This is a genomic window from Bacteroides mediterraneensis (assembly GCF_900128455.1).
GTDB classification, from domain to species: domain Bacteria; phylum Bacteroidota; class Bacteroidia; order Bacteroidales; family Bacteroidaceae; genus Phocaeicola; species Phocaeicola mediterraneensis.
On sequence record NZ_LT635783.1, the window covers coordinates 2,952,451 to 2,978,961 of the forward strand.

Genomic DNA, 26,511 nt, shown 5'->3' on the forward strand with positions numbered 1-26,511 from the left:
TTATTTAAGAATCGGCTGTCCATCGTAAGTTACAGCTTTCAGATTCTGAAGGCTGAGTTCTACAGCCTTCTTAGGCAGCGGGGCATAGTGTACGGTAGCCGTAGTCTGCTGTACGCTGTCGCTCAGCATATACTGCATCAGTTCCAGAGTAGCCTTTGCCTGATCCAAAGAACGTTCTGCGTAATGCTGTTCCTTGTAAATCAACAGCCAGGTGAAGCAACTGATAGGATAAGCACCGGCTGCATCGGCATCTGTAATGGAGCAGCGTGTATCCTGTGGAATGTCACCGGCCGCAGCCGAAATACTTTCAGTAGAAGGAGTCACCAGTTCACCACGCTTGTTGTATACGCTGGCATACGCAATCTTCTGTGCGAAAGCATATTCAGAACCGATATATCCCAGTGAATAAGGAGTCTGTGCAATAATACCTGCCACCCCCGGATTACCCTTGGCAGCCTGCCCTACCGGGAAGTCGACCGTCTTTCCTGCTCCATAAGTGTTCTTCCAGTTTTCGCTGACCTTTGACAGATAATCAGTAAAGATGAAAGTCGTACCACTACCGTCCGAACGGTAAGCCAGAATAATTTTCTTGGCCGGCAATGTCACGTCCGGATTCAGTTTCTGCAAACGGGCATCGTTCCAGTCGGTAATCTTGCCAGCATAGATATCGGCAATCACATCACCCGAAAGGTTCAGTTTCACTACATCCGGCAAGTTATAAGCCATCACAACGGCTCCCATACAAGTCGGAATGTGTACCACCGGCTGCATTTCCTTCATTTCATCATCACTCAGGAACGCATCACTACCGGCAAAGTCAACGATGCCATCCTTCAAGTTACGGACACCACCGCCACTACCGATACCTCCGTAAGAAACCTTGTCGCCGGAAGTGGCATTGTAGTTCTCGAATGACATATTATAAAATGGCAAGGGGAAAGTGGCTCCTGCACCAGTCAGTTCCACGGATTCACGTCCATTAGCAGATTTCTGTCCACCACAAGCTGCGAGTGACAAAGCCATCGCTCCAGCAATTAAAGGCAAATAAAACTTTTTCATTGTGTTATACATTTATATAAGTTATGAATCTATTTGTTTTTCTCGTCTCACGTCTTAAATGGCAAAGGAAGCGTTCAGATACACATAGCTCGATAATTCCCCCCCCTTTGCTTTCGGCGACCAAAGGCGGAAGTTCGGAGCCAGCTTCACATACTTACCTAGTTTGAACTCCGCTCCCAGCATTCCGGCCATTCCGTCTGCATCCTTGTTCCAGTCATTCCTGGAAGAAAGCATGTCCCAACGCCCGAAAAGACCGATTTTCTTGCTCAACTGAGCCGAAGCATACACCGACACGCCATCCTGATCACAACCGTCTACATATTTGGCATTGGTCTGGTAGTTATATTCAGCCGCCACCGAGAAGGCATCGTTTTTATAACCTACAAAGGCCGCCAGATTGGTAATCCCTTTTTCAGCGTCTTCCACCGCCTCATTATAAGAACCATACGCGCGAACCACAAGTCCTTTTACCGGAGTCAGCGTCACGCCAGCCCCATATTGCAAACCGTCTTTCACTTGCACTTTCTTATAACCTTCTCCATTGGCCACAATCACATCGGCCGAAACCACCTTGTTGAACTTATAGGCTGCGGAAAATGCCAGGTCGGCACTGCTTCCGAATTTATATTCGTCCTGAAAAGACTTCATCACATAACGCTTGCCCCAGAAATCTTCCTGCAGCTTGAACTGTGTGGTACTGATCAATCCAGCGTTCAGCGTCCATCCTTTCTGCTTCCACGTAATCTGCGCGTTCTTGATATAACCGATACGATGATAATCACCCACATCCTGCGACTGACCGAAGTCCACCACTGCCTTCATCTGCAAACCATGAGGCAAATTATACTGATATCCCAGATACGCACGGTCCAATCCAAATCCCCTGTCGTCATTCGCATGTCCGAAACCGGAATGCACATCAGAATAAATGGTAATAATAGCCGCACCTTTTTTCTCGGCAGGTTCCGACTTGTCGGGATTACTCTCAGCAAAAGTTGGCACCGCAACACAGGCACATGCCATCAAAAACCATAAAATTCTTTTCTTCATCTTTATCTTATTTGGAGATTTATTTTTTTTGACACCACAAAGGTCTTGAATTGGTATTACAAACAGATGTCATCCACTTAAAGAAAATGTAACACCCCATTACAAACGTGTTACAAAAGCAGAATATCGCCTTCCGAAACTCAACCGCACAAAGAAAACAGTTGATTCAGAAGACGATATCCAGCTTATTTCCAACGTTTTACTCTCCTTCAGCTTCACCAAGCCAAAGGATATAATCAGGTTACTTAATTTCCAGCGTTACGATAGATTTAGCCGGCAATTCGATTTCCAACCCGTTCTTGGTCAGTTTGGCACCTTTAAAGTCGGCCAGTTTCACCTTATCTGGCTGTTCAAACGTATTATAATCGTCTATATTATCGGAAGTCAGAATACGACCGGTCACCGATTTGGCTTTCACATCGCCCAAGGTCAGCGTGATGTCCTGTGATTCTTTCAAGTCGATGTTCGACAAAGATACATGGATAACTCCGGCTTTGTCACGGGAAGCCGTGGCACTGACCATCGGCACAATGCGGTCGTCGCGTACGATTTTCCGTTCACACTGCAAATCCAAAGGCAAATAGGTGGCATCCTGGTGTACATTATACATCTGGAACACGTAATAGGTCGGTGTGAGCACCATCTTGTCGTCCTTTGTCAGAATCATGGACTGAAGCACATTGACCACCTGTGCGATGTTGGTCATCTTCACACGGTCAGTGTACTTATGGAAAATGTCCAGACTCAAGGAAGCCACAAACGCATCGCGCAACGTGTTCTGCTGGTAAAGGTGACCGCTGATGGTGCCCGGCTCCTCGTCCCACCAGGTTCCCCATTCATCGACCATCAATCCAATCTGTTTCTTTGGGTCATATTTGTCCATGATGGCAATGTGGCGTTTCAGCACATCTTCAATTTCGCGGCACTTACCCACTGTCCAGTAATAATCCTCATCATTGAACTTGGTAGCCGAACCCTTGCTGCCATTCCATCCTAACACAGTATAATAATGTAAGGAGATACCATCCATGCGATGCCCGATGTTCTGCATCAGCACCTCGGTCCAGTTGTAGTCGTAATCGCTGGCTCCACTGGCAATCTTGAACAGGCGGTTGCCGTCGTAGTTGCGGCAATAAGTGGAATAACGACGATACAAATCGGAATAGTATTCCGGACGCATGCTGCCACCGCATCCCCAGCTTTCATTTCCGACGCCGAAATATTTCACCTTCCACGGTTTTTCGCGTCCGTTTTCCTTTCTCAGTTTTGCCATCGGGCTTCCCTGCTCAGAGGTCATGTATTCCACCCACTTGGCCATTTCTTCCACACTTCCGCTACCCACGTTTCCGCTGATGTAAGGTTCACATCCCAGCATTTCGCAGAGGTTCAGAAACTCGTGCGTACCGAAACTGTTGTCTTCCACGGTACCTCCCCAGTTGTTGTTGACCATACGCGGACGTTTTTCGCGTGGACCTATACCGTCCATCCAGTGATATTCATCGGCAAAGCATCCTCCCGGCCAGCGGAGCACCGGCACTTTCAAGGCCTTCAATGCCTCGAACACGTCTTTACGATACCCGTTGATGTTCGGTATCGGCGAATCTTCTCCCACCCAAAGACCTCCATAAATACAGGTACCCAGATGTTCGGCAAACTGACCATAAATTTCTTTGTTAATGATTTGTTTTCCCTGTTCCGGATGAACAGTCACTGTAGCCTTTTGTTGGGCAAACAAAGGCATCGCGGCAAAAAGAGCCAACCCTAGAATTGCATTTTTCATATTTATTGATTTTTTGTCGTTTTATCGTTCACAAAAATAAAGAATTTTCCTGCTGGGAGGGTGTACAAGAGCGCACTTTCAGGAGGAAATTTGAACATTCTTTTCCTTCAGAATGCAAGATACGAAGTTTTCTTACTACTTTTGCACCAAAATTATTCCACATGCATTCTAAGAAACGAATTATTCTCTGGTCTGTCATAGCGGCCGTCCTTCTGGCGGGAGTCATCAGCGTCTGCTGCCTGCTGTTCAACCGTCCGCTTCAACTCACACAGCCTACCTTTATTTATATTGACGGCGACGATACCGCCGATTCGGTCTATGTCAAGATACAGCACGACCTGCATGGAACACGCCTGGCGGGTTTCCGCATGCTTTCCCGCTTCAAATCTTATGACAAGCATATTCACACCGGAGCTTACCGTTTTGACGCACAAACCAACACCCTGACCCTGTTCCGCCGTCTGAGCAGCGGATACCAGACACCGGTAAAGGTAACCATTCCCAGCGTCCGCACACTGGCCCGCCTGGCACATTCACTGGACCGCCAGCTCATGGCCGACTCCACGGAGATTTTCACGCTGATGTGCGACAGCAGTTTCTGTGATTCTTTGGGATTCACCTACGAAACGCTTCCGGCACTCTTCATTCCGGATACCTACGAGGTGTACTGGAACATTCAGGCGAAAGATTTCTTCCAACGCATGAAAAAGGAATACAACCGTTTTTGGAATGAAGAACGGAAAACGAAGGCAAAGGCTGCCGGACTGACTCCGGTGGAGGTGAGCACACTCGCCTCCATCGTGGAAGAAGAGACCGCCAACCGGGGAGAGATGCCCATGGTGGCCGAACTCTATCTGAACCGTCTGCAAGCCGACATGCCGCTACAGGCCGACCCTACCGTGAAATTCAGCCTGCAGGAATTCGGTCTGCGCCGCATCCTCCACAAGCATTTGGAGGCAGACAGCCCCTACAACACCTACAAGCATACCGGACTTCCTCCCGGCCCCATCCGCATTGCTTCCATTCAAGGAATTGAAAGCGTGTTGAATCATGCACAGCATGACTATCTATACATGTGCGCCAAGGAAGACTTCTCGGGTACGCACAATTTTGCCGTCACCTTTGCCGAACACCAAGCCAATGCACGCCGTTACCAGCAGGCGCTGAACAAGAGAAACATCCGTTAGGCTTACCTAACGGACGGATTTCCAGAACTGCATGAAACGGGAATAAGAACCGTAGCACACCAAGCCGTCGCCTTGCTGCAATGCATAGTCCTCGGGAAATGCATTGGAAACTTCGCGCTCAAAAACGGAGATACCCAGAAAATTCTGAACCTGTTTTCCCTTTATCAGTGAAATCAGCTTGATGCCGAACTCCTGCTCCAGATTCAGTTCGTTCAAGTGGTAACCTACCAGTTTGGAAGGTACCACAAACTTGAACACATACGTATTTTCGTCAATCTGGAACAGCTCAGCCCCTCCATCCAGCTCCAGCTGCTGCGCCAACAAACGGGCGGCATCCTGCTCGGGAGTCAGGATACGGTCGATGGAGAAAGCCTCCAGCACCGCCTTATGCACCTCATCGACAGCCCGGGCATAGATACGTTTCACCTTCAGTTTCTTCAACAGCGACACAATGCGGACCGAGGCCCCGAAATTGTCACCTATCGCCACAATAGCCGCATCCACGCTTTTTAAAGGCAGCACGGAAAGAGCAGTCTCATCCGTAGCATCGAGCACAAACGAGGCTGCCATACGGTCTTTCACACTGTCCACATGCAGGCTGTCACCGTCCACTCCTGCCACTTCATGCCCCATGGCAGTCAGTTCCATCGCCAGCATACTGCCATAATGGCCCAAACCAATAATCAGATATTTCATACGTCAGTTGATGATAATGTTGTCACTCGGATATTTGTAATTTCGTTTTCTCTCTTGCCGTACCAGTCCGGTGAGTAAGGTAAACGCTCCCACACGTCCTACATACATCAACAGGATAACCAGCAGCTTGCTGGCATCCCCCAGACTAGGCGTCAAGTTCAAGCTGGACCCCACAGTGCTCAATGCCGACACACATTCAAAGGTCACCGCCAGCAGTCCGGCCTTCGGCTCCAGTAGGCTCAACGCGAAAATCGCCCCGAAAGCCAGAAACAGATAGAGCATCATAGCCGCATTGGAACGCCGGATGGAATCGTGGGACAGTTCTCTCCGCAAAATGGACACCCGCTCGGCACCGCGTATCACTGCCCACAAGTTAATCAGCACCACGGCACACACATTCACCTTCACACCGCCAGCCGTAGACTGTGTGCCCCCTCCTATCACCATCAGTACAATCATGAGTAGCAGGGTTTGCAAAGACAACGACGTGAGACTCACACTGGCAAAGCCCGCCGTACGCGGACAGGAAGAATTGAAGAAAGCATGTACCCACTTATCCAGCACCGGCATCCCGGCAAACGAATGGTTCCATTCCAAGGCTGCTATGACCAACGTACCTCCCACCAGCAGGATCCCCGTGGCCACCAGCACAATCTTAGTGTTCAGGTTATACAGATGCACTTTCTGACGGAACCTACCGGCACGATGCAACACCCGCCATTTCAGGTAGCCCAGGTAGTAGGCCACGGTCTCATAGAGATTGACCAATATCGGAAAACCGATTCCTCCCAAAGCTATCAGAAGTCCCAGGGTGACATACAGCAGATTGTGTTCCTGCATAACCGCAGGATTACTCATCCCGCCAGGCAAGGTGGAAAAACCGGCATTACAGAAAGCCGAAACCGAATGAAAAGCTGAGAAAAAGAGTTCTTCCCGCAAGTTCATCCCCAGCGTGTCATGAATGCTGAACCAGATAACAGCCATCCCGGCCCCTTCGATAGCCAGTGTAAATCCTAATATATATAATAAGGTAGATAAAAGGGAATTCAATGAATTGGAACTAATCATGTCGCCCACCATCAGCTGGTTGTAGAGCGAAGTGTTTCCCATGAAGAACATGGCGAAAAAGCTGGTCAGCGTCATCACGCCCAGACCGCCGATTTGAATCAGCAAAATAATCAGTACCTGCCCCTCCAGCGTAAAGGTGGAAGGCACATCCACGGTGACCAGTCCCGTCACACAGGTGGCACTGGTAGCTGTGAACAAGGCATCGATGAAGGATATTCCCTGATAAGTGGCACGGGGCAGCATCAGCAGACCTGTTCCCACCAGAATGAAGACCAAGAAACTGCCGGCCAGAATCAACGACGGATTGGTGCGCTTGCCCAGCAACCTGACCAGAATGCCCGAGAGCTGCGAGAACGAAAGCAATAGCAACACCGCTCCTTTATAATAAGTATGGTGAAAGAAAATCCACACCCAATATACGCCCGTAGTCTCTTCCGGCTTCTTGAAAATGACGGGCAACAACGTGAAATAGAGCAGTATGGTTAGAATCCAAGTCCAAGGTGTGAACTTGAACGGAGAATCTTCCTGCCGGAACAGAATCTGTAAAGTGGTGGTCAGCAGGTAAACAATCCAAACGGCATGATACACCCCATGCACCACCGTCTGTTCTCCCGCCGAAATCCGGAAGCCATATTCGTACACGATAGTGAGCAAGAAAACCATTCCACACAGGAAATTCACCCCCATAACCCAGTTGAGCAACCGGTTGATGCGAGGCACCAGCAGTTTTTTATTATATAAAAAAAGTCGTTCCCAATAATCCATACCTATAGTGAATGAATATATTTACAAATGTATGGAAAATCTACATAACATAATCCCAATCTAAGAATTAATATCCTTATCCGATTATACAATACTTCGAAACCTGTGAGGTATCTTGGATATTAATTTCATCGGGTATCGTTAAGTTCTCTATGAAAGCTCTGTTGGAATCAAAGCAAAGGATTTTTTTATCCCGCCGACTCAATCATGATTCTATCCGCCTTTTCATCCACCCAGAATACAGGCATATCATTTATCAGATTATACTACTGTAGATATAAACTTACCAGTTTGGGTAAACAACTTCTTCCACCCTATATATAAATACAGACATACAGATACCAGACAGTGATTATTCCCAAACCGATGTATGTATTGCCATAGCCAACGCTTTGGCACGCAACACCAATCACAGCTGTATGTCATAGACTATAACCGCAAGAATTTCCTTTATGTATCGTCCAATCCATTTTTTCTTTGCGGTCATTCACCGGAAGAAGTGCAACAGAAAGGTTATGCCTTCTATTTTGAGGTTGTTCCGTCTGACGAGATAAGCCGTCATATGGAAATCAACGAAGCCGGATTCCGGTTCTACTATGACCAGTCGGTAGAAAAAGACTTGCCTTGTCCATCGAGTATAACTTTCATATCCAAAAAACCGTGAAAAAGAGATTCTCCAGCTCTCCGTCAAGGGATTATCGAACACGGAGATTGGAGAAACTCTCTTTATTGCCCCCAATACCGTCAAGTTTCACAAGAAGAAACTATTCGAGAAGCTACACGCAGAAAATATCACTGAGGCCGTGGACATTAAAGCCAATCTGAGGCTGATTTAGAATAATTATATCTTTTCCAGAATTTTACAGTTCTTTGGCCTCGATACATAACTGACACTTAACCACTTATATTCTAAACCTCCTCCTACTTATCTCCCATATTAAAACTTCTCTTGATAAGCCGTATCTGCCTCAAGATTTTCATTACCCAATAGCTTCAAATCATCGCTGCTTATATTCATATTTTTCATAAAACGATCCAGCAGCTTTTCTGCAAAATCAATACTAACCTCATACGATTTTGAATACATTTTATATTCTACCATAAGATTCAAATTTTCTTTATTTGAGAATAAGACCTTAACAGCTTCAGTATGGTTGTCCATACCCCAAATAAAATCATTCTGAATTACATTCCCATATATTTGCCTTTTTATTCTGTTCATTTCGGATGACATCCAATTAATTATACGTTTACCAGCAAATATATCACCAATAGCGCTTATGTCTGAAATATTTTCCATTGAGTTCCATACTTCAATATTACTATTAATCATGTTATCCGCGGATTCGTCAGCAGCATAAAGATCGTAACTCATCAGATTATTATAGCATTCGCTTACAAGATTTTTGGGTATATATTCAATACTGTCCGGATAATAATCCAACACTTCGGTAAATATCGAATCTATATACAGACATTTTTTACTCTGTGTTTTAGAGGATGCTATAAATTGTTTAATATTTGACAAGCTCAGCAACTGTATCCTATGTTCCATTTCTTTATTACTTTTCTTCTCAAGATAACCGGATACCCAAAATGTTATTCCTATACCCAATAATGTACCTATAAAACAACTGGTGAAACTGTCCCACCAAGCTCTGTTCACCAAATAAATCTTTTCAATTATTTTCCTCATAAGTTTTTTTTTGCAAAATTAGTATTTATCATCTAAAAAACAGAGATATAAGGAAAGGAATTCCTTCACAAAAGTGACGAGTTGAATAGCCACCAATATATTTGGCTGAAAGCCTTATATGGGACAAAAAGAATGCTGCTACCATACCTACAAAAGCCCACTTTTTCCAAAAAAGAACGAAAAAAGGAAATATCACCAATAGTGCATAAATAATCACATTCTCTATTGAACCCATACCTTCACTATATGAAGCATAACTAGTCAACAAGGAAAATGAATTATCGAATATCACCATCCATAACAAAATTTGCTCCACACAAACAACACATATAAGAAAAAAGCAAAATGAGTTGTTTATTATCATTTATTTCCATATTTTTGGCAAAACCTTAAAAAAAGTAAGCAATTATGAGTAACAGACAGAAAAGATTCATCTTGCCTGAAGATGAAATACCAAAATATTGGTATAACATTCAAGCCGACATGGTCAACAAACCCATGCCGCCGCTGAACCCGGCCACCAAAGAACCGTTGAAACCGGAAGACCTTTATCCCATTTTCGCCAAAGAACTCTGCCATCAGGAACTGAACCAGACAGACACTTGGATTGAGATTCCGGAAGAGGTGAGAGAGATGTATAAATACTACCGCAGTACCCCGCTGGTACGTGCCTACGGACTGGAAAAGGCACTGGGAACACCTGCCCACATCTATTTCAAGAACGAAAGCGTCAGCCCCATCGGTTCGCACAAGCTGAACTCGGCACTGGCACAAGCCTACTACTGCAAAAAGGAAGGGGTGACAAACATCACGACTGAAACGGGAGCCGGACAATGGGGAGCCGCCCTGGCATACGCCGCCAAAGTGTTTGGACTGGAAGCCGCCGTTTATCAGGTAAAAATCAGCTACGAACAGAAACCGTACCGCCGCAGCATCATGCAGACCTTCGGGGCACAGGTCACTCCCTCCCCATCCATGTCTACCCGCGCCGGAAAAAATATCCTGACCAAATATCCGAACCACCAGGGCTCACTGGGTACCGCCATCTCGGAAGCCATCGAACTGGCACGTACCACTCCGAACTGTAAATATACCCTCGGATCGGTTTTGAGCCATGTAACCCTGCACCAGACGGTTATCGGATTGGAGGCAGAGAAACAAATGGCGATGGCCGGAGAATACCCCGACATCATTATCGGATGCTTCGGAGGAGGTTCCAACTTTGGAGGCATCAGCTTCCCGTTCATGCGCCACACCATCCTGGAAGGAAAGAAAACACGTTATATTGCCGCCGAACCGGCTTCCTGCCCGAAGCTGACACGCGGAAAATTTGAATATGACTTCGGCGACGAGGCCGGCTATACACCGCTGTTGCCGATGTTCACCCTGGGACATAACTTCACTCCGGCCAACATTCACGCCGGAGGTCTCCGCTACCACGGGGCAGGTGTCATCGTTTCCCAACTAATGAAAGACCATCTGATGGAAGCGGTCGACATTGAACAGCTCGACACCTTCAAGGCCGGATGTCTGTTTGCACGTGCCGAAGGTATCATTCCGGCTCCGGAATCTTGCCATGCCATTGCGGCCGCCATTCAGGAAGCTGAAAAATGCAAGAAAACAGGCGAGGAAAAGGTTATCCTCTTCAACCTGTCCGGTCACGGACTGATTGACATGAGTGCTTACGACCAGTATCTGTCGGGCAACCTGACCAATTATTCTCTGACGGAAGAAGACATTGAAAAGAGTCTGGAGGATGTGCCACAAGTGGATTTGAAGTAAATTGTCAGCCTCTGAAAAAACGCACTTACGTTTGGAAAAAAACGCAAGGACGTTTTACTTAAAACGTAAGTACATTTTAATCAAAACGCAAGTGCGTTTCATAACAAACGCACCTGCGTTTTTTTCACACAGATAAACGCTTGAAAATGAAGAAAAAATGGCGGTTCCGGAAAAGAATCTTTACTTTTCCGGAACCGCCCTTTTATTTTGTTCTCAATATAAATCCTACAGAAGACGATTGGTGGCCGTATCCGGGAACACCACGGTCGGCTTGAAAGTTTTAGCCTCCTCAAAGTCCATCAGGGCATACGACATGATAATCACCACATCCCCCACCTGCACCTTGCGGGCTGCCGCTCCATTCAAGCAGATGCATCCGGACCCACGTTCACCTTTAATGATATAGGTTTCAAAACGTTCTCCGTTGTTGTTGTCCACAATCTGCACTTTCTCGCCGGCAATCAGGTTGGCCGCATCCATCAAATCTTCATCAATCGTAATGCTGCCCATATAGTTCAGGTTCGCTTCTGTCACCGTTACGCAATGAAGCTTCGATTTCAACACTTCAATCATCATCATCCGTTATCCTTTATATTTAATGTTATCAATCAGACGTACATCACCGCAATATACTGTGATGCAACCTACAATGTAATTGCTTTCGTCCCACGCCTTTACCGGCTGCAAGGTATTTCCGTCAACAATTTCGAAATACTCCAGTTCCAGTCCCGGTGCCCGGCGGATACATTGTTCCACGTACTCTTTCGTTTCGCACAATACCCGTGATTTGCTGAAATCCACGCTGGCAAACAACGCTCTGGAAATCTGTACCGCTTCCTTACGCTGTTCCGGAGTGAGCCGTGCATTGCGGCTGCTCAAGGCCAGGCCGTCTTCTTCACGTACAATCGGACAGCCTACAATCTGAATGTCGAAAGGATACTTACGCACCATCTCACGGATAATGGCCAGCTGCTGGAAGTCTTTCTCACCGAAGTAAGCCCGGTCAGGCTCTACAATCAAGAACAGCTTGCTCACAATCTGACATACTCCTTTGAAATGGCCCGGACGGTATTTTCCTTCCATCACCGTATCAAGCGGTGCATAGCTGAACTGGCGTGTATCCGGTTCCGGATAGATTTCTTCTACCGAAGGAGCAAACACCAACGTAGCTCCACATTTCTCCAGCAACGCGCAATCCGCTTCCAAGGTACGCGGATATTTCAAAAGGTCATTCTGGTCGTTAAACTGGGTAGGGTTCACAAAATCGCTGACTACCACTACCTCATTCTCAGCTACGGCACGTTTCACCAATGAAGCGTGTCCCGCATGCAAAGCTCCCATCGTCGGAACCAGCCCGATTGTCTTTCCCGCCTTGCGGAAAGCATCCAGTTCGGCGCGAAGCTCACTGATTGTTCGAATTAACTTCATCTTATTCCTGTTTTTAATCATAAATTCAGAAAACGGCTGCAAAGTAACTATTTATTTGCCATAAAAAGAAACAGAAAAGAAAAATTCTTTCTGCATTTACAGAATTTATCCCGTCTATAACGTAGAACAAACACTATTATAGCACGCTGTTTATCAATACATTAACATACTATAAGGATTTATAAACGACTGCCGGCTCGCTTCATTGCCTTATTTTTTGTATCTTTGCAACCTGTTAAGAGCAACAATAATACAATGAGCGCGAAAAAAGTTTTATTCATTACACAAGAAATTACTCCTTACGTACCCGAAAGTAACCTGGCATTAATTGGCCAGAATTTACCGCAAGCCATACAAGACAAAGGCCGCGAAATCAGAACATTCATGCCTAAATGGGGCATTGTGAACGAACGCAGGAATCAGTTGCATGAAGTAATCCGTCTGTCTGGAATGAATTTAATTATCGACGATACGGATCATCCGCTGATTATTAAGGTGGCATCTATCCAGGCTGCGCGCAGACAAGTGTACTTTATTGATAATGACGATTATTTCCAGCACCGCCAGATGACGTGTGACGAAAATGGAAATGATTACGAAGACAATGGTGAACGCGCCATTTTCTATGCACGTGGGGTATTGGAAACTGTAAAGAAATTACGCTGGTGTCCGGATGTGATTCATTGTCACGGCTGGATGAGCGCGATGGTTCCTCTTTATATCAAGAAGGCTTACTATGACGAACCTTCTTTCCGCGACTCAAAGGTAATTTATTCTCTTTATCAGGAGGGATTTAAATCGAACCTCGCTCCTAACTTCGCTGACCAGGTGCTCTTCAAGGAAGTGACTCCTGAAGATGTCAGCATGATGAAATCTCCGGCAAGCTATGAAGACCTTTGCAAACTGGCCGTAGCCTACTCCGACGGAGTGATTCAAAACGATGAGACTGTCAACCAGAATGTAATCGACTATGCACGAAGCCTGAACATTCCGGTGCTTGAATACGCTTCAGGCGACGCCTACGCAGATGCATGTGATGCATTCTACGACAAAGTGTTCGATGGAGCTGAATAAAAATATGAATAGATAAAAAAGTACAAAAATGAGACTTAAGCTCTTGGCCGCAATCGGACTTGCAGCCACACTCTACAGCTGTGATGATACCACTACCGGTATCGGTGATTTCGTGGCAGATACCGATGAAATTACGGCATCGGCTCAAACTTTCGAAGCGACCACAAAGACACTGAAATATACGGATTTGAATCCGAATGGTGTATTCTCCCGTACCAGCAATGCGTATCTGGGGAAATTTACAGACCCGGACTTTGGAACCTATACCACGGATTTCATCACACAAATCAACTGTACAGAAGACTTTGAATTCCCGGAAACCATGCAGGATATCGTATCCACTACGCTGGAACTGTCTTATTCCAGTTTCTTCGGCGATTCATTGGCTCCTATGCGTGTAAGGGTGGATATGTTAAACCGAGAAATTGACGATGATGGAGAGGACTTAGGTTTATATTATACTTCCTATAATCCGGAAGACTTCTACAATAAAAATGAAGAAGCCTTGGCTGAACAGGATTACGCCGTGCGTGACAATTCATGGACCAAGGAGGAAATTGATTCCATCAAAAAAGCCAATGGGTACTATCCTCCTTTGGTCATCGATTTGGATAAAGCCAGAAAAGCGAAAGGGGAAGAAACTTTCAGCGCATTCCTGAAAAGGAAATACAATGAAGACAAAAAGAACTTTAAAGACTCATACTCCTTCATCCACAACGTATTGCCGGGATTTTATGTACACAACACAAGTGGAGAAGGTTCGATTTTGTACATCGGAGCCATCTGGCTGCGCATGAAAGTGAGTTACCTGATAGAAAGTTCATCTGGTAAGGTGGATTCCTTAGTTTACACTTCCATCCCGTTTGCCGCAACCAATGAGGTATATATGTCTACGCGTCTGAGCAACTCTGGGGACAACTTGGAGAAACTGGCTGCGGAAACGCACAACACGTACCTGAAAACGCCTGCCGGACTCTGCACGGAAGTGAAACTTCCGCTAAAAGAAATGTACGAAGCACTTGGTAATGATACACTGAACTCTGTATCCATGGCATTTACCAAATATAAAAATATCAGCGAAAACTCTGCAAACAATCCCTACAAAATGGGAACTCCAAAGAATTTGCTGCTCATTCGGAAAAGTGAAGTAAATGATTTCTTTGAACAGAAGCAAAACTATGACAGTAAGACATCCTTCCTCGGCACTTACAGCAGCACAACAAATTCTTATTCATTCTCACAAGTGAACCGTCTGATCAGTCAGATATTCAGCGACATGAGAACAAAGGAAGAACCTGCTGAAGGATGGGATGAATACAATACGCTGGTACTGATTCCGGTAAAGACAGAAACTGACTCACAGGGGAACACAATCGGTCTGTCTCACGACTTGGAAGTGAACTCAGCCAAATTGGTAGGTGGTGAAGACGGCGAAAAGATAAAAATGGAAGTCATCTACACCAAGCCTAAATTCAATAAATAATAAGCTTTTGAATTCTATATCATAAAAAAATCCTGGAATCAATCGATTCCAGGATTTTTTTATTCCGATAACTTATCGGATTTATACTTTCTTTGAAGTGGTTTTCTTGGCCGTGGAAGAAGCAGCCTTCTTGGCTGGAGCTTTCTTTGCCGGAGCTTTTTCTGCCTTCTGCTCTTTCTCCTTCAGCTGTTCCTGCAAATGTTTCACCTCATCGTTCAACTGCACCAGTTCTTCCTCCTGGTTGCGTATAGTAGTCAACAAAGAATTCAATTCCTCATCTTCCATATCCACCGGATACAAGGCATTGACACGTCCGATAAAGTCACCTAGGATATTCATGTAATTGGTGAATGCATCATACGGAGAATCATAGATACCACGATCCAAAGCCACTCCCATCTGTTTGGTGGTCATGAAACGGAAATTGTTGCTGGCCTGCAGGTAATCCCAGTCTTGCTTGATTCGGCGGTCTGAACACAAATATACACGTTCTGCTACGCTGTAAAGCTTATCAAAAGCTTCACGCTGCATCACGTTACCTAACCACGGGCTGATATCTCTTTCTTCATCGGTCCAAGACATCGGATAAGGTACATCAATCATATCTACCGATTTCAGCTTGGTCACAATTTCTGAAGGAGTAGAGAATGTGATGCCTTTCTGACGGGCACATTCAGGCAGCGCTTTCAGGAATTCCAAAATATTGGAAGACAACGGCTGGAAAATACCCAATGCAGAGAGTTCCATAAAGATATTGATGACTTGTTCGTTTTCCGGCAAAGAAGCAATCCAACCAATGTATTTATCGGCAAACAGCGGATATTCACTCCATTCACTGTTAGAGAAACGCAAGCTGATATCGTCCGACAACTTAAAGTCACGAAGCAACAGTTTCAGGTTCGGATTTTCGGCACAATGGTACAAGTAGTGAGGACTCTTCCAGCCCAATACATGTTTCGCACCTTCAGCCAACATTCCTTTGAAACCCATATCGGCCACAATGCCTCCGATTTCATTATCGTAAATCAAACTGGAATTGCGGAATACCTTAGGTTCCTGACCGAAATAATCTTTAATCTTCACACGCATACGTTCTACTTCTTCCCGGAAACAGGTTTCATTCTTCAAAGAAGACAAACCGTGTGAGTAAGGCTCACAAAGGAACTCGCAGCAACCTGTCGCATTCAGCTCATGCAACAGTTCAATGACTGCAGGCGCATGAATTTCCAGCTGCTCCAAAGCAACTCCTGAAATAGACAATGCAACCTTAAACGCTCCGTTTGACGCTTTTGCCATCTCAATCAAGGTCTTCAAAGCGGGAATATAAGAGCGTTCAGCCACTTCATTCATACCTTGCTCATTGGCATAATCATCGTAATAATAATGTTCCGAACCGATTTCAAAGAAACGATAACGTTTCAGATGGATAATCTGGTGTATTTCAAAGTAAAGACAAATTGTTTTCATATCGTATTGCTGTTTTTATTTTCCATAATTTTTTAAGACTTGCTCGTAAAGTCCACGAATCTTCACGCCGACCTTTTCCCATACAATACCATCCACTTCTTTCTTTCCTTCATCACGGAGATATTCATACAATGAGTTGTTGGTACAAATAGAATGGATAGCGTCTGCCATGGCATGTATATCCCAATAATCGGTCTTTATACACTTGGAAAGGATTTCCGCACAACCAGACTGTTTGGAAATAATCGTCGGCACGCAACACTGCATGGCTTCCAACGGAGAAATACCAAACGGCTCGGATACCGAAGGCATGATATATACATCGCTCAACTTCAAAACCTCATACACTTGTTTCCCTTTCATGAATCCCGGGAAATGGAACCGGTCGGCAATACCTCTTTCTGCTGCCAGACGAATCATGGCGTTCATCATGTCACCGCTTCCAGCCATCACGAAACGAACGTTGCGGGCACGCTTCAACACCATGGCTGCAGCCTCCACGAAATACTCTGGCCCTTTCTGCATAGTGATACGTCCGAGGAAGGTTACAATCTTTTCTTTCGGATTCTTCTTCACCTGAATATCCTGAATCTCCTTGGAAAGCGGAGATACGGCATTGTGCACGGTAAAGACCTTGCGAGGATCCTGATAATACTTATTGATTACAGTCTGACGGGTAAGTTCACTCACACACATAATGCAGTCTGCATGGTCCATACCGTTTTTCTCGATGGAATAAACCGTCGGATTGACATTACCTCTACTGCGGTCAAAGTCTGTGGCATGCACGTGGATAACCAGCGGCTTACCGGATACCTGTTTTGCATGGATACCTGCCGGATAAGTCAGCCAGTCGTGTGAATGGATAATATCAAACTGCTGCTGACGGGCCACTACCCCTGCCACGATGGAATAATTGTTGATTTCTTCATGCAGATTATCCGGATAACGTCCAGAAAACTCCAAGCAACCCAAATCATTGGTATGCATATAATTGAAGTCCGCATAAATATGATCGCGCAAATCATAATACAGCTGCGGATCCATATAGCTTCCCACTCTGTCTTTTACATGATCCCACTGTACGTCACGCCACACAATGGGCACACTGTTCATGCCTATGATACGCAAAAAACTCTGGTCTTCATCGCCCCAAGGCTTCGGAATACAGAAAGTTATTTCCATATCCTGCTGCTGGGCAAGTCCATGAGTCAGTCCATAACTGGCTGTACCTAATCCTCCCAAAATATGAGGAGGAAATTCCCAACCAAACATCAAAACTTTCATACAAACTCCTCCTCTTATTGATTGTTATATTTCTCCAACAAATTCAATGTACGTAAAATCTCGGCTACATTCATTGCAAACGAGATGGCTCCTCTTCCCTGGAAAGGCGGATTGCCATCAAACAGTTCTGGAATAGAACCGATGCAATGACAAGTCATCTGGTCTTCATAACTAATCATCTGACGTTCTACAAAAGAGATTGCACTCCGCTTGTAGATACGCAGATAAGCCTCCAAGTAGAAACCTTCCAGCCACGGCCATGCCGTACCCTGATGATAGGCATAATCACGCTGAAGCTGAGGACCCACATAATTAGGATTGTATCCCCCGCTCTTCGGACTCAAAGAACGGAGTCCTTTTGGAGTCAGCAATTCTTTGGTCACAATGTCAATCACACCTTTCTTCTGTTTGGAGTCAAGTGGCGAATAATCAAATGCGGCAGCAAAAATCATGTTCGGACGTACGCTCCAGTCCATCATGTCTCCATCTACATAATCCAGCAAATAGCCATATTCATTCAGGAAGGTATGGATGAAAGAGGGAGCAGCCTTTTCCGAGAACTGGTGTAAATAAGCAGCAAAGCCCTCGTCTCCGGCCAGTAAATCAGCCACGAAACAAAGGGCATTGTACCACAATGAATTAAATTCCACAATATATCCCGTTCGTGCAACCACCGGACGTCCGTTGACCGTAGAATTCATCCACGTCACAGCTTTATCTCTTCCGTTTGCATAAACCAAACCATTGTCATGCACTGTCAGATTGGGATGTTTGTTGCCAGCCAGATATTCCATCACATCCTTCAGCAGTTTTCCGTATTTCACTCGGGCTTCATCCCAAGACACCATCTTGGCATACTGCTGTATGGCCCAAACCATCCACAAAAGTACATCCGGATGTTCAATCTCCGTTACCTTCAGATGACTGTCCTTTCCTTCCATAAACGCATAGACGGCTTTTATGGCAGTTTCCATAATCATCTCAAACTTGCCAATCTCTCCAACAGAGAGAGTCAGTCCCGGCAAGGAAATAAACATGTCACGCGCACGGCATTTGAACCAAGGATATCCAGCCAAAATATAAGATTCCCCATCCTGCTTGTTCAAAAACTGATGAGCTGAATTAATCAAACAGTTTTTAAAATTGTCGCGCGGAGTACGCTGCTCCACTTCGGCTGCGAACAACGCATTTAAAGAAAGTGTTTCAATAGGAGATACTCCCCCAGAGAAAGTCACAGATTCTCCTTTCTTAATACTTACCTCAAAATAGCCTGGAACATACAAATCCTCATTAAAGTCATATCCACGTTCACGTTCCTTAGGATATTCAATACCTCTGTACCAGTCAGGACGGAAACAAAACTCATTCTCTTTGCTCAGCTGCATGTAGAGTTCGGGATATCCCGGATACATGCATGTCTTGATTCCATTCTCCACAATGTCATAATGCCGGCTGGCCTGCGCATTTTCATGGGTGTACTGACGTACGCTACGGAATGCCAAATATGGACGAAGGCGAAGAGTAGTTTCGGAATGTGCATCCACCAACGTATAGCGAATCAAAATACGGTTTTCATGGTGCACGAACACTTTTTCCTTCTTCAGTACGACTCCTCCGACCCGATAAACGGTAGTCGGCACTTTTTCACACTCAAACTCCCGAATGTACTTGTGCCCCCTAGGACTGAAATTGTCACCCCCATATTTATGGAGACCCAAATTGAATTCTGCCCCATGCTGAATGACGGTTTCATCCAAAGAAGAAAGCAACACATGATTTTCATCGTCCAACTCAGGTACGGGTATTACCAGCAAGCCATGATACTTACGGGTATTACAATCCACGATAGTCGAACAATGATAAGCCCCCGAGCGATTTGTACGAAGAATTTCTCTAGTCAGAGTTTCTTCCAGATTTGTCATTATAGTCTTATCAAATCGTAAATAACTCATAGTTGTATATTAAGGTTATAAATTAATATTCGTTCTAAAAAGATGTTATTTATTTCCCCTCAAAATTAATGATTAAAAACTAATAGCAAAACCAAAATCCCTTTTTTTTGTCTCTAGATATTATTTTTTCTACAAAAAGTGAGATTTACCCCAAAATCATCCCCCCTAAAAGTCAAAAATATATCAAAATGTCCGACAACAGAGGGTGGCGCATAAAAAAATCGCCCGACAGACCTTCTTCCATAACTCACAAAGAAAATCTGTCAGGCGACTCTATATAAAATCAGTTGTAATATCAATCAATAATATCAAAACCGCAATAAGGTACCAAAGCTTTCGGAATGCGGATTCCCTCCGGTGTCTGATTATTCTCAAGCAGAGCGGCCACAATACGAGGCAGAGCCAATGCGGAACCATTCAACGTATGACACAATTCCGTCTTCTTTTCAGCAGTACGGTAACGGCATTTTAAACGGTTGGCCTGATAAGTATCAAAATTAGAAACAGAGCTAACTTCCAACCAGCGTTTTTGAGCTTCAGAATAGACTTCGAAGTCAAAGCAAAGAGCAGCCGTGAAACTCATATCTCCGCCACAAAGACGAAGAATACGGTAAGGAAGCTCCAATTTCTTCAACAAACCTTCCACATGATCCAACATTTCTTGATGAGACTGCTTGGAATGTTCCGGCTTATCGATGCGTACCAGCTCAATTTTAGAGAATTCATGCAAACGGTTCAAGCCACGGACATCTTTTCCATAAGAACCGGCTTCACGACGGAAACACTGCGTATAGGCACAGTTCTTAATCGGCAACTGTTTCTCATCCAGAATCACATCACGATAGATATTAGTCACCGGAACCTCAGCAGTAGGAATCAAGTACAAATCATCCATTTCACAGTGATACATCTGTGCTTCCTTGTCGGGCAACTGCCCTGTACCATAACCAGAGGCAGCATTTACCACTGTAGGTGGCATAATTTCTTCATAGCCAGCAGCACGAGCCTCATCCAGGAAGAAATTAATCAATGCACGCTGCAAACGCGCACCTTTTCCTTTATATACAGGGAAACCGGCTCCCGTAATCTTTACACCCAAGTCAAAATCAATCAAGTCATATTTCTTGGCCAGCTCCCAGTGAGGCAGTGCGTTCTTCGGAAGTTCAGTTTCCATTCCTCCCATTTTTTCTACCACATTATCTTCTGCGCCAAAACCTTCCGGCACACATTCGTATGGCACATTCGGAATTGTGTAAAGCAAATTCTGCATATCCTCGGCTGCCTTATCCATTTCTGCCTGCAAGCTCTTGCTGGCTTCCTTGATTTCTGCCACACGCGCCTTGGCTGCTTCTGCTTCTTCTTTCTTGCCCTCTTTCATCAAAGCCCCAATCGTCTTTGAGGTAGAATTCACTTCTGAAAGATTTTTATCTAATTGATTCTGTGCACTCCGTCTTTTATCGTTCAGTTCAAGCACTTTGGCAATTGTTTCCTTTGCATTAGCAAAATGCTTCTTTTCCAATCCACGAATCACCTTGTCGGTATCTTCTGTAATTTGTTTAATGGTAAGCATATCTTTTTACTTTTTAGTATAATCCTCACTGTTTCGTGCTGCAAAGATATAGTTTTTTATTGGAATACGTAAACAGATGTCATGTATAAAATCAGTTCCCTTTAGAAAACAGGAAGCGTATAAACCAAACCCAACGAAATTCGCTGCTGGTTGTAACTCTCGGCTCCCCAACGAGTGGCTCTTTCCGCCAGGTGTACATTCTTATACAGAAGATGCAAATAACACAACAGTTCGCTGTTCCTCAGAGGATAATACTCGGCACAAAGCTGGGCATTCCAAACCCTACGGTAAGTCCCGGCTGAGATATCACCGGATGATTTAAATACATTTCCCTGCTCATAGACTCCCTTGACATAGAGGTTCCAGTGAGAAGCCACCCGATAATCCAGATTAAAAATGGTCGTGAAATAATCCACATCCGACAAAGTCTGTCCCACTCCATCCTGCACGGTCACCCCACTAATCAATCCTTTTGAATCGATTCCTTCACGGGAATACATAAAATCAACGTACCCCAAGAAAGGCTTCCTATCCCACACATTACCGCAGGTAAAATAAAAGACATTTTTATTTTTGGCCAGCTGCCCATACGACAACGAATAACGGAGTTGCATAGCATGATCCACGAAATATCCGTCCCAATTGACCGTAGCCAGCAAAGGAATCTTGGTCGCCTCCACTCCTTCCGGCAATCCGTACATAAACTGGTCATTGCTGTCTCCATTCCGGTTGTTTGTCAATTGAAAATTGAATTCATGACTGTCGTTCATCCTATAGGCCACATTCAAGCCCGCCTGATAACAAGGAATCGTATTATTGAAATCTGAATAATGCCGCACTTTAATGGCATTCACCCAGCACTCATAGCCGCTGAACTGAACAGCCTGTTTTCCTGCAGTCAATTTCCATTTGTCGTTCAACTGCCAACCCACCATGGCCAGTTCTACCGACCCGGAAAGGTTGTCCAAGGGGATATTAGGCGTCGTGTACTGATTCAAAGACTGTCGGAAATGATAGGTGAATTTATTATGGAATCCCCCCAGCACTTCCAAACGGATACGATGCACTTTGAAAGCCGCCTCATCCAGTTTCCCATTCTGAAAAGACGCATCCACTGCCGAGCAGAACTGTATATTCATATCTGCCCAATCCACCTTTCTCTGACCGTCGGTCAACCGTTCCAACAACGACTCTTCTCCAGAGGAAACCATCGGCTCACTCTGCGCGGCTACCATTGTCACTCCTCCCACCCACAGAGATAAGATGATTCCACTCCGTTTCATGCATTCTCCCATTCTGTTTCCGAACCACCACATAAAAAATCACAGACTTTGGCGAATTCGAACCAGTTTCACAAGCAAGTCTTCCAGCAAATCCAACTTCAGCATGTTGGCTCCATCACTTTTTGCCTTCGAAGGGTCCTCATGTGTCTCCATAAACAAGCCATCCACACCGACAGCCACTCCCGCTTTTGCCATCGTTTCAATGAGCTGAGGCATCCCTCCGGTAACTCCTGAAGTCTGGTTAGGCTGTTGCAAAGAATGGGTCACATCCAGAATAACCGGATGTCCAAATGACTGCATTTCGGGAATACCTCTATAATCCACAATCAAATCCTGATAACCAAACGTAGTCCCACGTTCTGTCAACATCACTTGAGCGTTTCCCGCCTCTACCACCTTATCTGCCGCAAATCGCATGGCAGCCGGTGAAAGGAACTGCCCCTTCTTGATATTGACTATCTTTCCCGTACGGGCAGCCGCTACCAACAAATCGGTCTGACGGCAAAGAAAAGCGGGAATCTGCAGAATATCCACATATTCAGCAGCCATTTCTGCTTCCGGTGCCGTATGGATATCTGTCACCACAGGTACATCAAACGTACTCCGCACCTTCGCCAGAATCTTCAATGCCTTTTCATCTCCAATGCCTGTAAAAGAATCCAGACGTGAACGGTTCGCTTTCCGGTAAGAACCCTTGAACACATAAGGGATATGCAACTTATCCGTAATCTTCACAACCCGTTCCGCAATACGAAGAGCCATATCCTCTCCTTCTATCACACACGGTCCAGCCAACAGGAAAAACATATCCTCTCGCTTCAATTCAGAAATATTCTTTATCATATCAATTAGGTATTATCAAAGTTATCGCTTCGGGGGCAATGGTTATCTCAATAGGGAAATGACGGTCCAGCCAAAGACGTCCGTCCAAGCTGACTTCCGCATTCTGGGCCCGTAACACTTTTACACAACGTGTGCGATAAGGCTTTACAATCTTATGATTCAGCAACCTGCCTTGCTGCAACATCCACAAACCAGAAATCAACTGGCGAAGTTCCGGCCGATACACGATTGAAACATCAAGCCAACCGTTATAAGGAACTGCACTAGGGGTAAGTCCATAGCCGTAGGCACTTCCTACCGCTACCGCCATTATACGCCCCCGGATATGCTCATCATTCACCTTCAGATGCATCCGGTATAATTTCCGTTCAAAGGCCACTAAGAACAAAGAAGCCAGATAAGAAATCAATGGAATTCCCCAAAACCTTCGGGTTTCATTGGTAATCCGCACAATCCGAGCCCCGAGTCCCATATAAACCGCATTCAAAAAATAACGGGTCTGATGTTGTTCTCCATCAAAGTAACAGAATACTCCAATGTCGATTTTCCGCAAGCGACGGTTAATCAACACATCTACCGCCATTTTATAATCGTCCGAACTTAATCCCCAGTATTTGGCAAAGTCATTTCCGATTCCATTCGGAATAATTCCCAATGCAATTTTCTGTTTGTCTTCCACCTCGGAATTCATAATGCCATTCAACGCATCATTCATGGCCCCGTCTCCTCCCACCACCACAATGGTAAGATATCCGTTATTTGCCATCGTTTTTGCCAGACGCTCCACAGACCCAAATCCTTCCGACTGCACATAGTCATACTTCACCTTACACTCATCCATGTAAGCACGAATATTCTGCCAGCGCTTCTGGGCTTTACGACTTCCGGCCTTCGGGTTATATATCACCCCCCATCTGTCTGGTTCTACTGCCATATCCGTTTAATTTATCAAGTCCATAATTCGTTTTACATTCTCCTCGGTCGAAGACTCCGCATTGATCCAATGAATGTGGAATCCTCTTCTTTCCATGCCTCTGAACCATGTCATCTGCCGCTTCGCAAACTGATGTATGGCTATTTCAAGTTGAGTGAACATCTCCTCATACGAAAGCTTTCCAATCACATACAAGGTCAGATATTTATACTCCAGTCCATAATAAATCAAATCATCCGGATGGATACCCTCAGCCAACAAGGATTTTACCTCATCCACCATCCCTTCCTCCAGACGTTTCTTTAATCGGCGCGTAATCTTTTCCCTTCGTAATTCCCGGTCAATATCTACTCCGACAACCAGACTTTTTATTTCCGGGAAAGAACGGGCATTTACATCCTGCCTTAAATAATATTCTTCTATTTCAATGGCGCGGATAGCCCGCTTCACGGTATCCACATCGGTAGAATTATGCAATTTCTTATAACGTCCTAAGATTTCGGTCAATTCCGGCAAAGACTTGGAAGACAAACGCTCACGCAACTCCTTATTTTCCGGTACGGGAAGAAGACGATATCCTTTCAAGACAGATTCCAGATACATTCCTGTTCCCCCGCATAAAATCGGTACAAGCCCTCTGGACTTCATATCTTCATACGCCACTAAAAAATCCCGCTGGTATTCAAAAACATTATATTTATATCCCGGCTCCACAATATCAATCAAATGATATGGAACCCGATACCCATCTACCACATAATCCGACAAATCCTTGCCTGTTCCCAAATCCATCTTACGATACACCTGACGGCTGTCACCACTAATAATCTCCGTTTTCAAATGAGCTGCCAATGCAGCAGCTAAGGACGTTTTTCCGGAAGCCGTAGGACCAAGTATCGTAATCAAATCATAATTCATAAAACCCAAATTGAGAAGTTCGGCAACAAAGATAACCTTTTTCTGCACATCAAGCATGATAATGAGCAAAAAAAAGCCGCCAGGAAAATCCTGACGGCTTTCGCTATATGGTTTTAAACTAATTAGCAGTTTACAGAAGCCATGTGAGCGATCAAATCCAATACTTTGTTAGAGTAACCGATTTCGTTGTCATACCAAGAAACGACCTTAACGAAAGTATCAGTCAAAGCGATACCAGCTTTAGCATCGAAGATAGAAGTGTGAGTGTCACCCAAGAAGTCAGAAGAAACAACTGCATCTTCAGTGTAACCCAGAATACCCTTCAATTCGCCTTCAGAAGCTTCCTTCATTGCAGCGCAGATTTCAGCGTAAGTAGCCGGTTTAGCCAAGTTAACAGTCAAGTCAACTACAGATACATCCAAAGTCGGAACACGCATTGACATACCAGTCAGTTTACCGTTCAAAGCCGGGATAACTTTACCTACAGCCTTAGCAGCACCTGTTGAAGACGGGATGATGTTACCAGAAGCAGCACGACCACCTCTCCAGTCTTTCATAGAAGGACCGTCAACTGTTTTCTGAGTAGCAGTAGTAGAGTGAACTGTAGTCATCAAACCATCAGTGATACCCCATTTGTCGTTCAAAACCTTAGCAATCGGAGCCAAGCAGTTAGTAGTACAAGAAGCGTTAGAAACGAACTGAGTACCCTTAACATAAGTTTTTTCGTTAACACCGCAAACGAACATCGGAGTGTCATCCTTAGAAGGAGCTGACATTACAACATATTTAGCACCTGCCTGAATGTGAGCCTGAGCTTTTTCTTTAGTCAAGAACAAACCAGTTGATTCAACTACGTATTCAGCGCCAACTGCATCCCATTTCAAATCAGCAGGATTCTTTTCAGCAGTTACACGGATTTCTTTACCGTTAACGATCAATTTGCTGTTTTCAACGTCTGCTTCGATAGTACCGTTGAATTTACCGTGCATAGTATCATATTTCAACATGTATGCCAAGTAATCAACCGGGCACAAGTCGTTAATACCTACGATCTGAATATCGTTTCTGTTCTGAGCTGCACGGAATACGAAACGGCCGATACGACCGAAACCGTTAATACCTACTTTAATCATTTTGTTTAAAATTTAAAGGTTTTATAATTGCTTTATAAACACTCACTCTGTCTGTA

Annotated in this window: 23 protein-coding genes; 6 read left to right on the plus strand and 17 right to left on the minus strand. The window is 44.9% G+C overall.

Going from position 1 to position 26,511, the window contains the following annotated elements:
- From pstS to BQ7480_RS12630, 3 genes are all read right to left on the minus strand, one after another.
- Positions 1–1,059 (minus strand): phosphate ABC transporter substrate-binding protein PstS, encoded by a 1,059-nt coding sequence (gene pstS, locus BQ7480_RS12620; protein ID WP_072543141.1) that lies wholly within the window; start codon positions 1,057–1,059, stop codon positions 1–3.
- 54 nt (positions 1,060–1,113) lie between these two features.
- Entirely contained in the window at positions 1,114–2,109 is a 996-nt protein-coding gene (locus tag BQ7480_RS12625) for a hypothetical protein (RefSeq protein ID WP_072543142.1), read from the minus strand.
- Positions 2,110–2,350: 241 nt separating this feature from the next.
- The gene (locus BQ7480_RS12630; protein WP_072543143.1) at positions 2,351–3,889 is read right to left on the minus strand and encodes an alpha-N-arabinofuranosidase; all 1,539 of its coding nucleotides are present in this window, start codon (positions 3,887–3,889) and stop codon (positions 2,351–2,353) included.
- Positions 3,890–4,050: 161 nt separating this feature from the next.
- Here BQ7480_RS12630 and mltG point away from each other — a divergent pair, with 161 nt between their 5' ends.
- The gene (gene mltG, locus BQ7480_RS12635) at positions 4,051–5,076 is read left to right on the plus strand and encodes an endolytic transglycosylase MltG (RefSeq protein WP_072543144.1); all 1,026 of its coding nucleotides are present in this window, start codon (positions 4,051–4,053) and stop codon (positions 5,074–5,076) included.
- A gap of 6 nt (positions 5,077–5,082) precedes the next feature.
- Here the strand turns inward: mltG and BQ7480_RS12640 are convergent, their stop codons facing one another.
- Together BQ7480_RS12640 and BQ7480_RS12645 are read right to left on the minus strand one after the other, a co-directional pair.
- The gene (locus BQ7480_RS12640) at positions 5,083–5,772 is read right to left on the minus strand and encodes a potassium channel family protein (RefSeq protein WP_072543145.1); all 690 of its coding nucleotides are present in this window, start codon (positions 5,770–5,772) and stop codon (positions 5,083–5,085) included.
- 3 nt (positions 5,773–5,775) lie between these two features.
- A complete protein-coding gene (locus tag BQ7480_RS12645) occupies positions 5,776–7,605 on the minus strand; it encodes a TrkH family potassium uptake protein (protein ID WP_072543146.1) in 1,830 nt (609 codons plus the stop codon).
- Between the two features lie 370 nt (positions 7,606–7,975).
- On the opposite strand from BQ7480_RS12645, the gene BQ7480_RS18240 reads away from it, so the two are divergent.
- Complete coding sequence (locus BQ7480_RS18240) at positions 7,976–8,269, plus strand: hypothetical protein (RefSeq protein ID WP_235816685.1); 294 nt, start codon at positions 7,976–7,978, stop codon at positions 8,267–8,269.
- 46 nt (positions 8,270–8,315) lie between these two features.
- Entirely contained in the window at positions 8,316–8,441 is a 126-nt protein-coding gene (locus BQ7480_RS18245) for a helix-turn-helix transcriptional regulator (RefSeq protein ID WP_235816738.1), read from the plus strand.
- A 101-nt stretch (positions 8,442–8,542) separates the two neighbouring features.
- Here BQ7480_RS18245 and BQ7480_RS12655 read toward each other — a convergent pair whose 3' ends face one another.
- Positions 8,543–9,301: a hypothetical protein gene (locus tag BQ7480_RS12655; protein WP_072543147.1), complete on the minus strand. Its 759-nt coding sequence runs from the start codon at positions 9,299–9,301 to the stop codon at positions 8,543–8,545.
- Positions 9,302–9,709: 408 nt separating this feature from the next.
- On the opposite strand from BQ7480_RS12655, the gene BQ7480_RS12665 reads away from it, so the two are divergent.
- A complete protein-coding gene (locus BQ7480_RS12665; RefSeq protein ID WP_072543149.1) occupies positions 9,710–11,083 on the plus strand; it encodes a TrpB-like pyridoxal phosphate-dependent enzyme in 1,374 nt (457 codons plus the stop codon).
- A 225-nt stretch (positions 11,084–11,308) separates the two neighbouring features.
- Here the strand turns inward: BQ7480_RS12665 and panD are convergent, their stop codons facing one another.
- Positions 11,309–11,659 carry an aspartate 1-decarboxylase gene (panD, locus tag BQ7480_RS12670; RefSeq protein ID WP_072544022.1) on the minus strand — a complete coding sequence of 117 codons (351 nt, stop codon included), beginning with the start codon at positions 11,657–11,659 and terminating at the stop codon, positions 11,309–11,311.
- Between the two features lie 6 nt (positions 11,660–11,665).
- Entirely contained in the window at positions 11,666–12,511 is an 846-nt protein-coding gene (panC, locus tag BQ7480_RS12675) for a pantoate--beta-alanine ligase (protein WP_072544023.1), read from the minus strand.
- Between the two features lie 255 nt (positions 12,512–12,766).
- On the opposite strand from panC, the gene BQ7480_RS12680 reads away from it, so the two are divergent.
- Together BQ7480_RS12680 and BQ7480_RS12685 are read left to right on the plus strand one after the other, a co-directional pair.
- Positions 12,767–13,585: a glycogen/starch synthase gene (locus BQ7480_RS12680; RefSeq protein ID WP_072543150.1), complete on the plus strand. Its 819-nt coding sequence runs from the start codon at positions 12,767–12,769 to the stop codon at positions 13,583–13,585.
- 28 nt (positions 13,586–13,613) lie between these two features.
- Positions 13,614–15,068 carry a DUF4270 domain-containing protein gene (locus BQ7480_RS12685; RefSeq protein WP_072543151.1) on the plus strand — a complete coding sequence of 485 codons (1,455 nt, stop codon included), beginning with the start codon at positions 13,614–13,616 and terminating at the stop codon, positions 15,066–15,068.
- 81 nt (positions 15,069–15,149) lie between these two features.
- Here the strand turns inward: BQ7480_RS12685 and BQ7480_RS12690 are convergent, their stop codons facing one another.
- The 9 genes from BQ7480_RS12690 to gap all read right to left on the minus strand — a co-directional run bounded on the left by BQ7480_RS12690 (position 15,150) and on the right by gap (position 26,455).
- Complete coding sequence (locus BQ7480_RS12690) at positions 15,150–16,535, minus strand: glycoside hydrolase family 57 protein (RefSeq protein ID WP_072543152.1); 1,386 nt, start codon at positions 16,533–16,535, stop codon at positions 15,150–15,152.
- A gap of 15 nt (positions 16,536–16,550) precedes the next feature.
- Positions 16,551–17,822 (minus strand): glycosyltransferase family 4 protein, encoded by a 1,272-nt coding sequence (locus BQ7480_RS12695; RefSeq protein ID WP_072543153.1) that lies wholly within the window; start codon positions 17,820–17,822, stop codon positions 16,551–16,553.
- Between the two features lie 14 nt (positions 17,823–17,836).
- On the minus strand, positions 17,837–19,774 hold the full coding sequence (locus BQ7480_RS12700) for a glycogen debranching enzyme N-terminal domain-containing protein (RefSeq protein ID WP_072543154.1): 1,938 nt from the start codon (positions 19,772–19,774) through the stop codon (positions 17,837–17,839).
- A 295-nt stretch (positions 19,775–20,069) separates the two neighbouring features.
- Complete coding sequence (gene serS / locus BQ7480_RS12705; protein WP_072543155.1) at positions 20,070–21,344, minus strand: serine--tRNA ligase; 1,275 nt, start codon at positions 21,342–21,344, stop codon at positions 20,070–20,072.
- Between the two features lie 101 nt (positions 21,345–21,445).
- Positions 21,446–22,627, minus strand: coding sequence for an OprO/OprP family phosphate-selective porin (locus tag BQ7480_RS12710; protein WP_072544024.1), 1,182 nt, complete (start codon positions 22,625–22,627; stop codon positions 21,446–21,448).
- 39 nt (positions 22,628–22,666) lie between these two features.
- Positions 22,667–23,470 carry a 3-deoxy-8-phosphooctulonate synthase gene (gene kdsA, locus BQ7480_RS12715; RefSeq protein WP_072543156.1) on the minus strand — a complete coding sequence of 268 codons (804 nt, stop codon included), beginning with the start codon at positions 23,468–23,470 and terminating at the stop codon, positions 22,667–22,669.
- Between the two features lies 1 nt (position 23,471).
- On the minus strand, positions 23,472–24,404 hold the full coding sequence (locus BQ7480_RS12720; protein ID WP_072543157.1) for a diacylglycerol/lipid kinase family protein: 933 nt from the start codon (positions 24,402–24,404) through the stop codon (positions 23,472–23,474).
- Positions 24,405–24,410: 6 nt separating this feature from the next.
- Positions 24,411–25,322, minus strand: a complete 912-nt coding sequence (miaA, locus tag BQ7480_RS12725) for a tRNA (adenosine(37)-N6)-dimethylallyltransferase MiaA (protein WP_072544025.1) — start codon at positions 25,320–25,322, stop codon at positions 24,411–24,413.
- 122 nt (positions 25,323–25,444) lie between these two features.
- A complete protein-coding gene (gene gap / locus BQ7480_RS12730) occupies positions 25,445–26,455 on the minus strand; it encodes a type I glyceraldehyde-3-phosphate dehydrogenase (RefSeq protein WP_072543158.1) in 1,011 nt (336 codons plus the stop codon).
- Between the last annotated feature and the right edge of the window lie 56 nt (positions 26,456–26,511).

Excerpts from the sequence above, each read along its gene's own strand:
- BQ7480_RS12665 (WP_072543149.1), top strand. The coding sequence starts at position 9,710 with ATGAGTAACAGACAGAAAAGATTCATCTTGCCTGAAGATGAAATACCA.
- pstS (WP_072543141.1), bottom strand. The coding sequence starts at position 1,059 with ATGAAAAAGTTTTATTTGCCTTTAATTGCTGGAGCGATGGCTTTGTCA.
- BQ7480_RS12655 (WP_072543147.1), bottom strand. The coding sequence starts at position 9,301 with ATGAGGAAAATAATTGAAAAGATTTATTTGGTGAACAGAGCTTGGTGG.
- gap (WP_072543158.1), bottom strand. The coding sequence starts at position 26,455 with ATGATTAAAGTAGGTATTAACGGTTTCGGTCGTATCGGCCGTTTCGTA.
- panC (WP_072544023.1), bottom strand. The coding sequence starts at position 12,511 with ATGAAGTTAATTCGAACAATCAGTGAGCTTCGCGCCGAACTGGATGCT.
- BQ7480_RS12645 (WP_072543146.1), bottom strand. The coding sequence starts at position 7,605 with ATGGATTATTGGGAACGACTTTTTTTATATAATAAAAAACTGCTGGTG.
- BQ7480_RS12640 (WP_072543145.1), bottom strand. The coding sequence starts at position 5,772 with ATGAAATATCTGATTATTGGTTTGGGCCATTATGGCAGTATGCTGGCG.
- miaA (WP_072544025.1), bottom strand. The coding sequence starts at position 25,322 with ATGAATTATGATTTGATTACGATACTTGGTCCTACGGCTTCCGGAAAA.
- BQ7480_RS12630 (WP_072543143.1), bottom strand. The coding sequence starts at position 3,889 with ATGAAAAATGCAATTCTAGGGTTGGCTCTTTTTGCCGCGATGCCTTTG.
- BQ7480_RS12680 (WP_072543150.1), top strand. The coding sequence starts at position 12,767 with ATGAGCGCGAAAAAAGTTTTATTCATTACACAAGAAATTACTCCTTAC.
- BQ7480_RS12710 (WP_072544024.1), bottom strand. The coding sequence starts at position 22,627 with ATGAAACGGAGTGGAATCATCTTATCTCTGTGGGTGGGAGGAGTGACA.
- BQ7480_RS12695 (WP_072543153.1), bottom strand. The coding sequence starts at position 17,822 with ATGAAAGTTTTGATGTTTGGTTGGGAATTTCCTCCTCATATTTTGGGA.
- BQ7480_RS12690 (WP_072543152.1), bottom strand. The coding sequence starts at position 16,535 with ATGAAAACAATTTGTCTTTACTTTGAAATACACCAGATTATCCATCTG.
- BQ7480_RS12700 (WP_072543154.1), bottom strand. The coding sequence starts at position 19,774 with ATGAGTTATTTACGATTTGATAAGACTATAATGACAAATCTGGAAGAA.
- BQ7480_RS12685 (WP_072543151.1), top strand. The coding sequence starts at position 13,614 with ATGAGACTTAAGCTCTTGGCCGCAATCGGACTTGCAGCCACACTCTAC.
- BQ7480_RS18240 (WP_235816685.1), top strand. The coding sequence starts at position 7,976 with ATGTATTGCCATAGCCAACGCTTTGGCACGCAACACCAATCACAGCTG.
- mltG (WP_072543144.1), top strand. The coding sequence starts at position 4,051 with ATGCATTCTAAGAAACGAATTATTCTCTGGTCTGTCATAGCGGCCGTC.
- BQ7480_RS12625 (WP_072543142.1), bottom strand. The coding sequence starts at position 2,109 with ATGAAGAAAAGAATTTTATGGTTTTTGATGGCATGTGCCTGTGTTGCG.
- panD (WP_072544022.1), bottom strand. The coding sequence starts at position 11,659 with ATGATGATTGAAGTGTTGAAATCGAAGCTTCATTGCGTAACGGTGACA.
- serS (WP_072543155.1), bottom strand. The coding sequence starts at position 21,344 with ATGCTTACCATTAAACAAATTACAGAAGATACCGACAAGGTGATTCGT.
- BQ7480_RS12720 (WP_072543157.1), bottom strand. The coding sequence starts at position 24,404 with ATGGCAGTAGAACCAGACAGATGGGGGGTGATATATAACCCGAAGGCC.
- kdsA (WP_072543156.1), bottom strand. The coding sequence starts at position 23,470 with ATGATAAAGAATATTTCTGAATTGAAGCGAGAGGATATGTTTTTCCTG.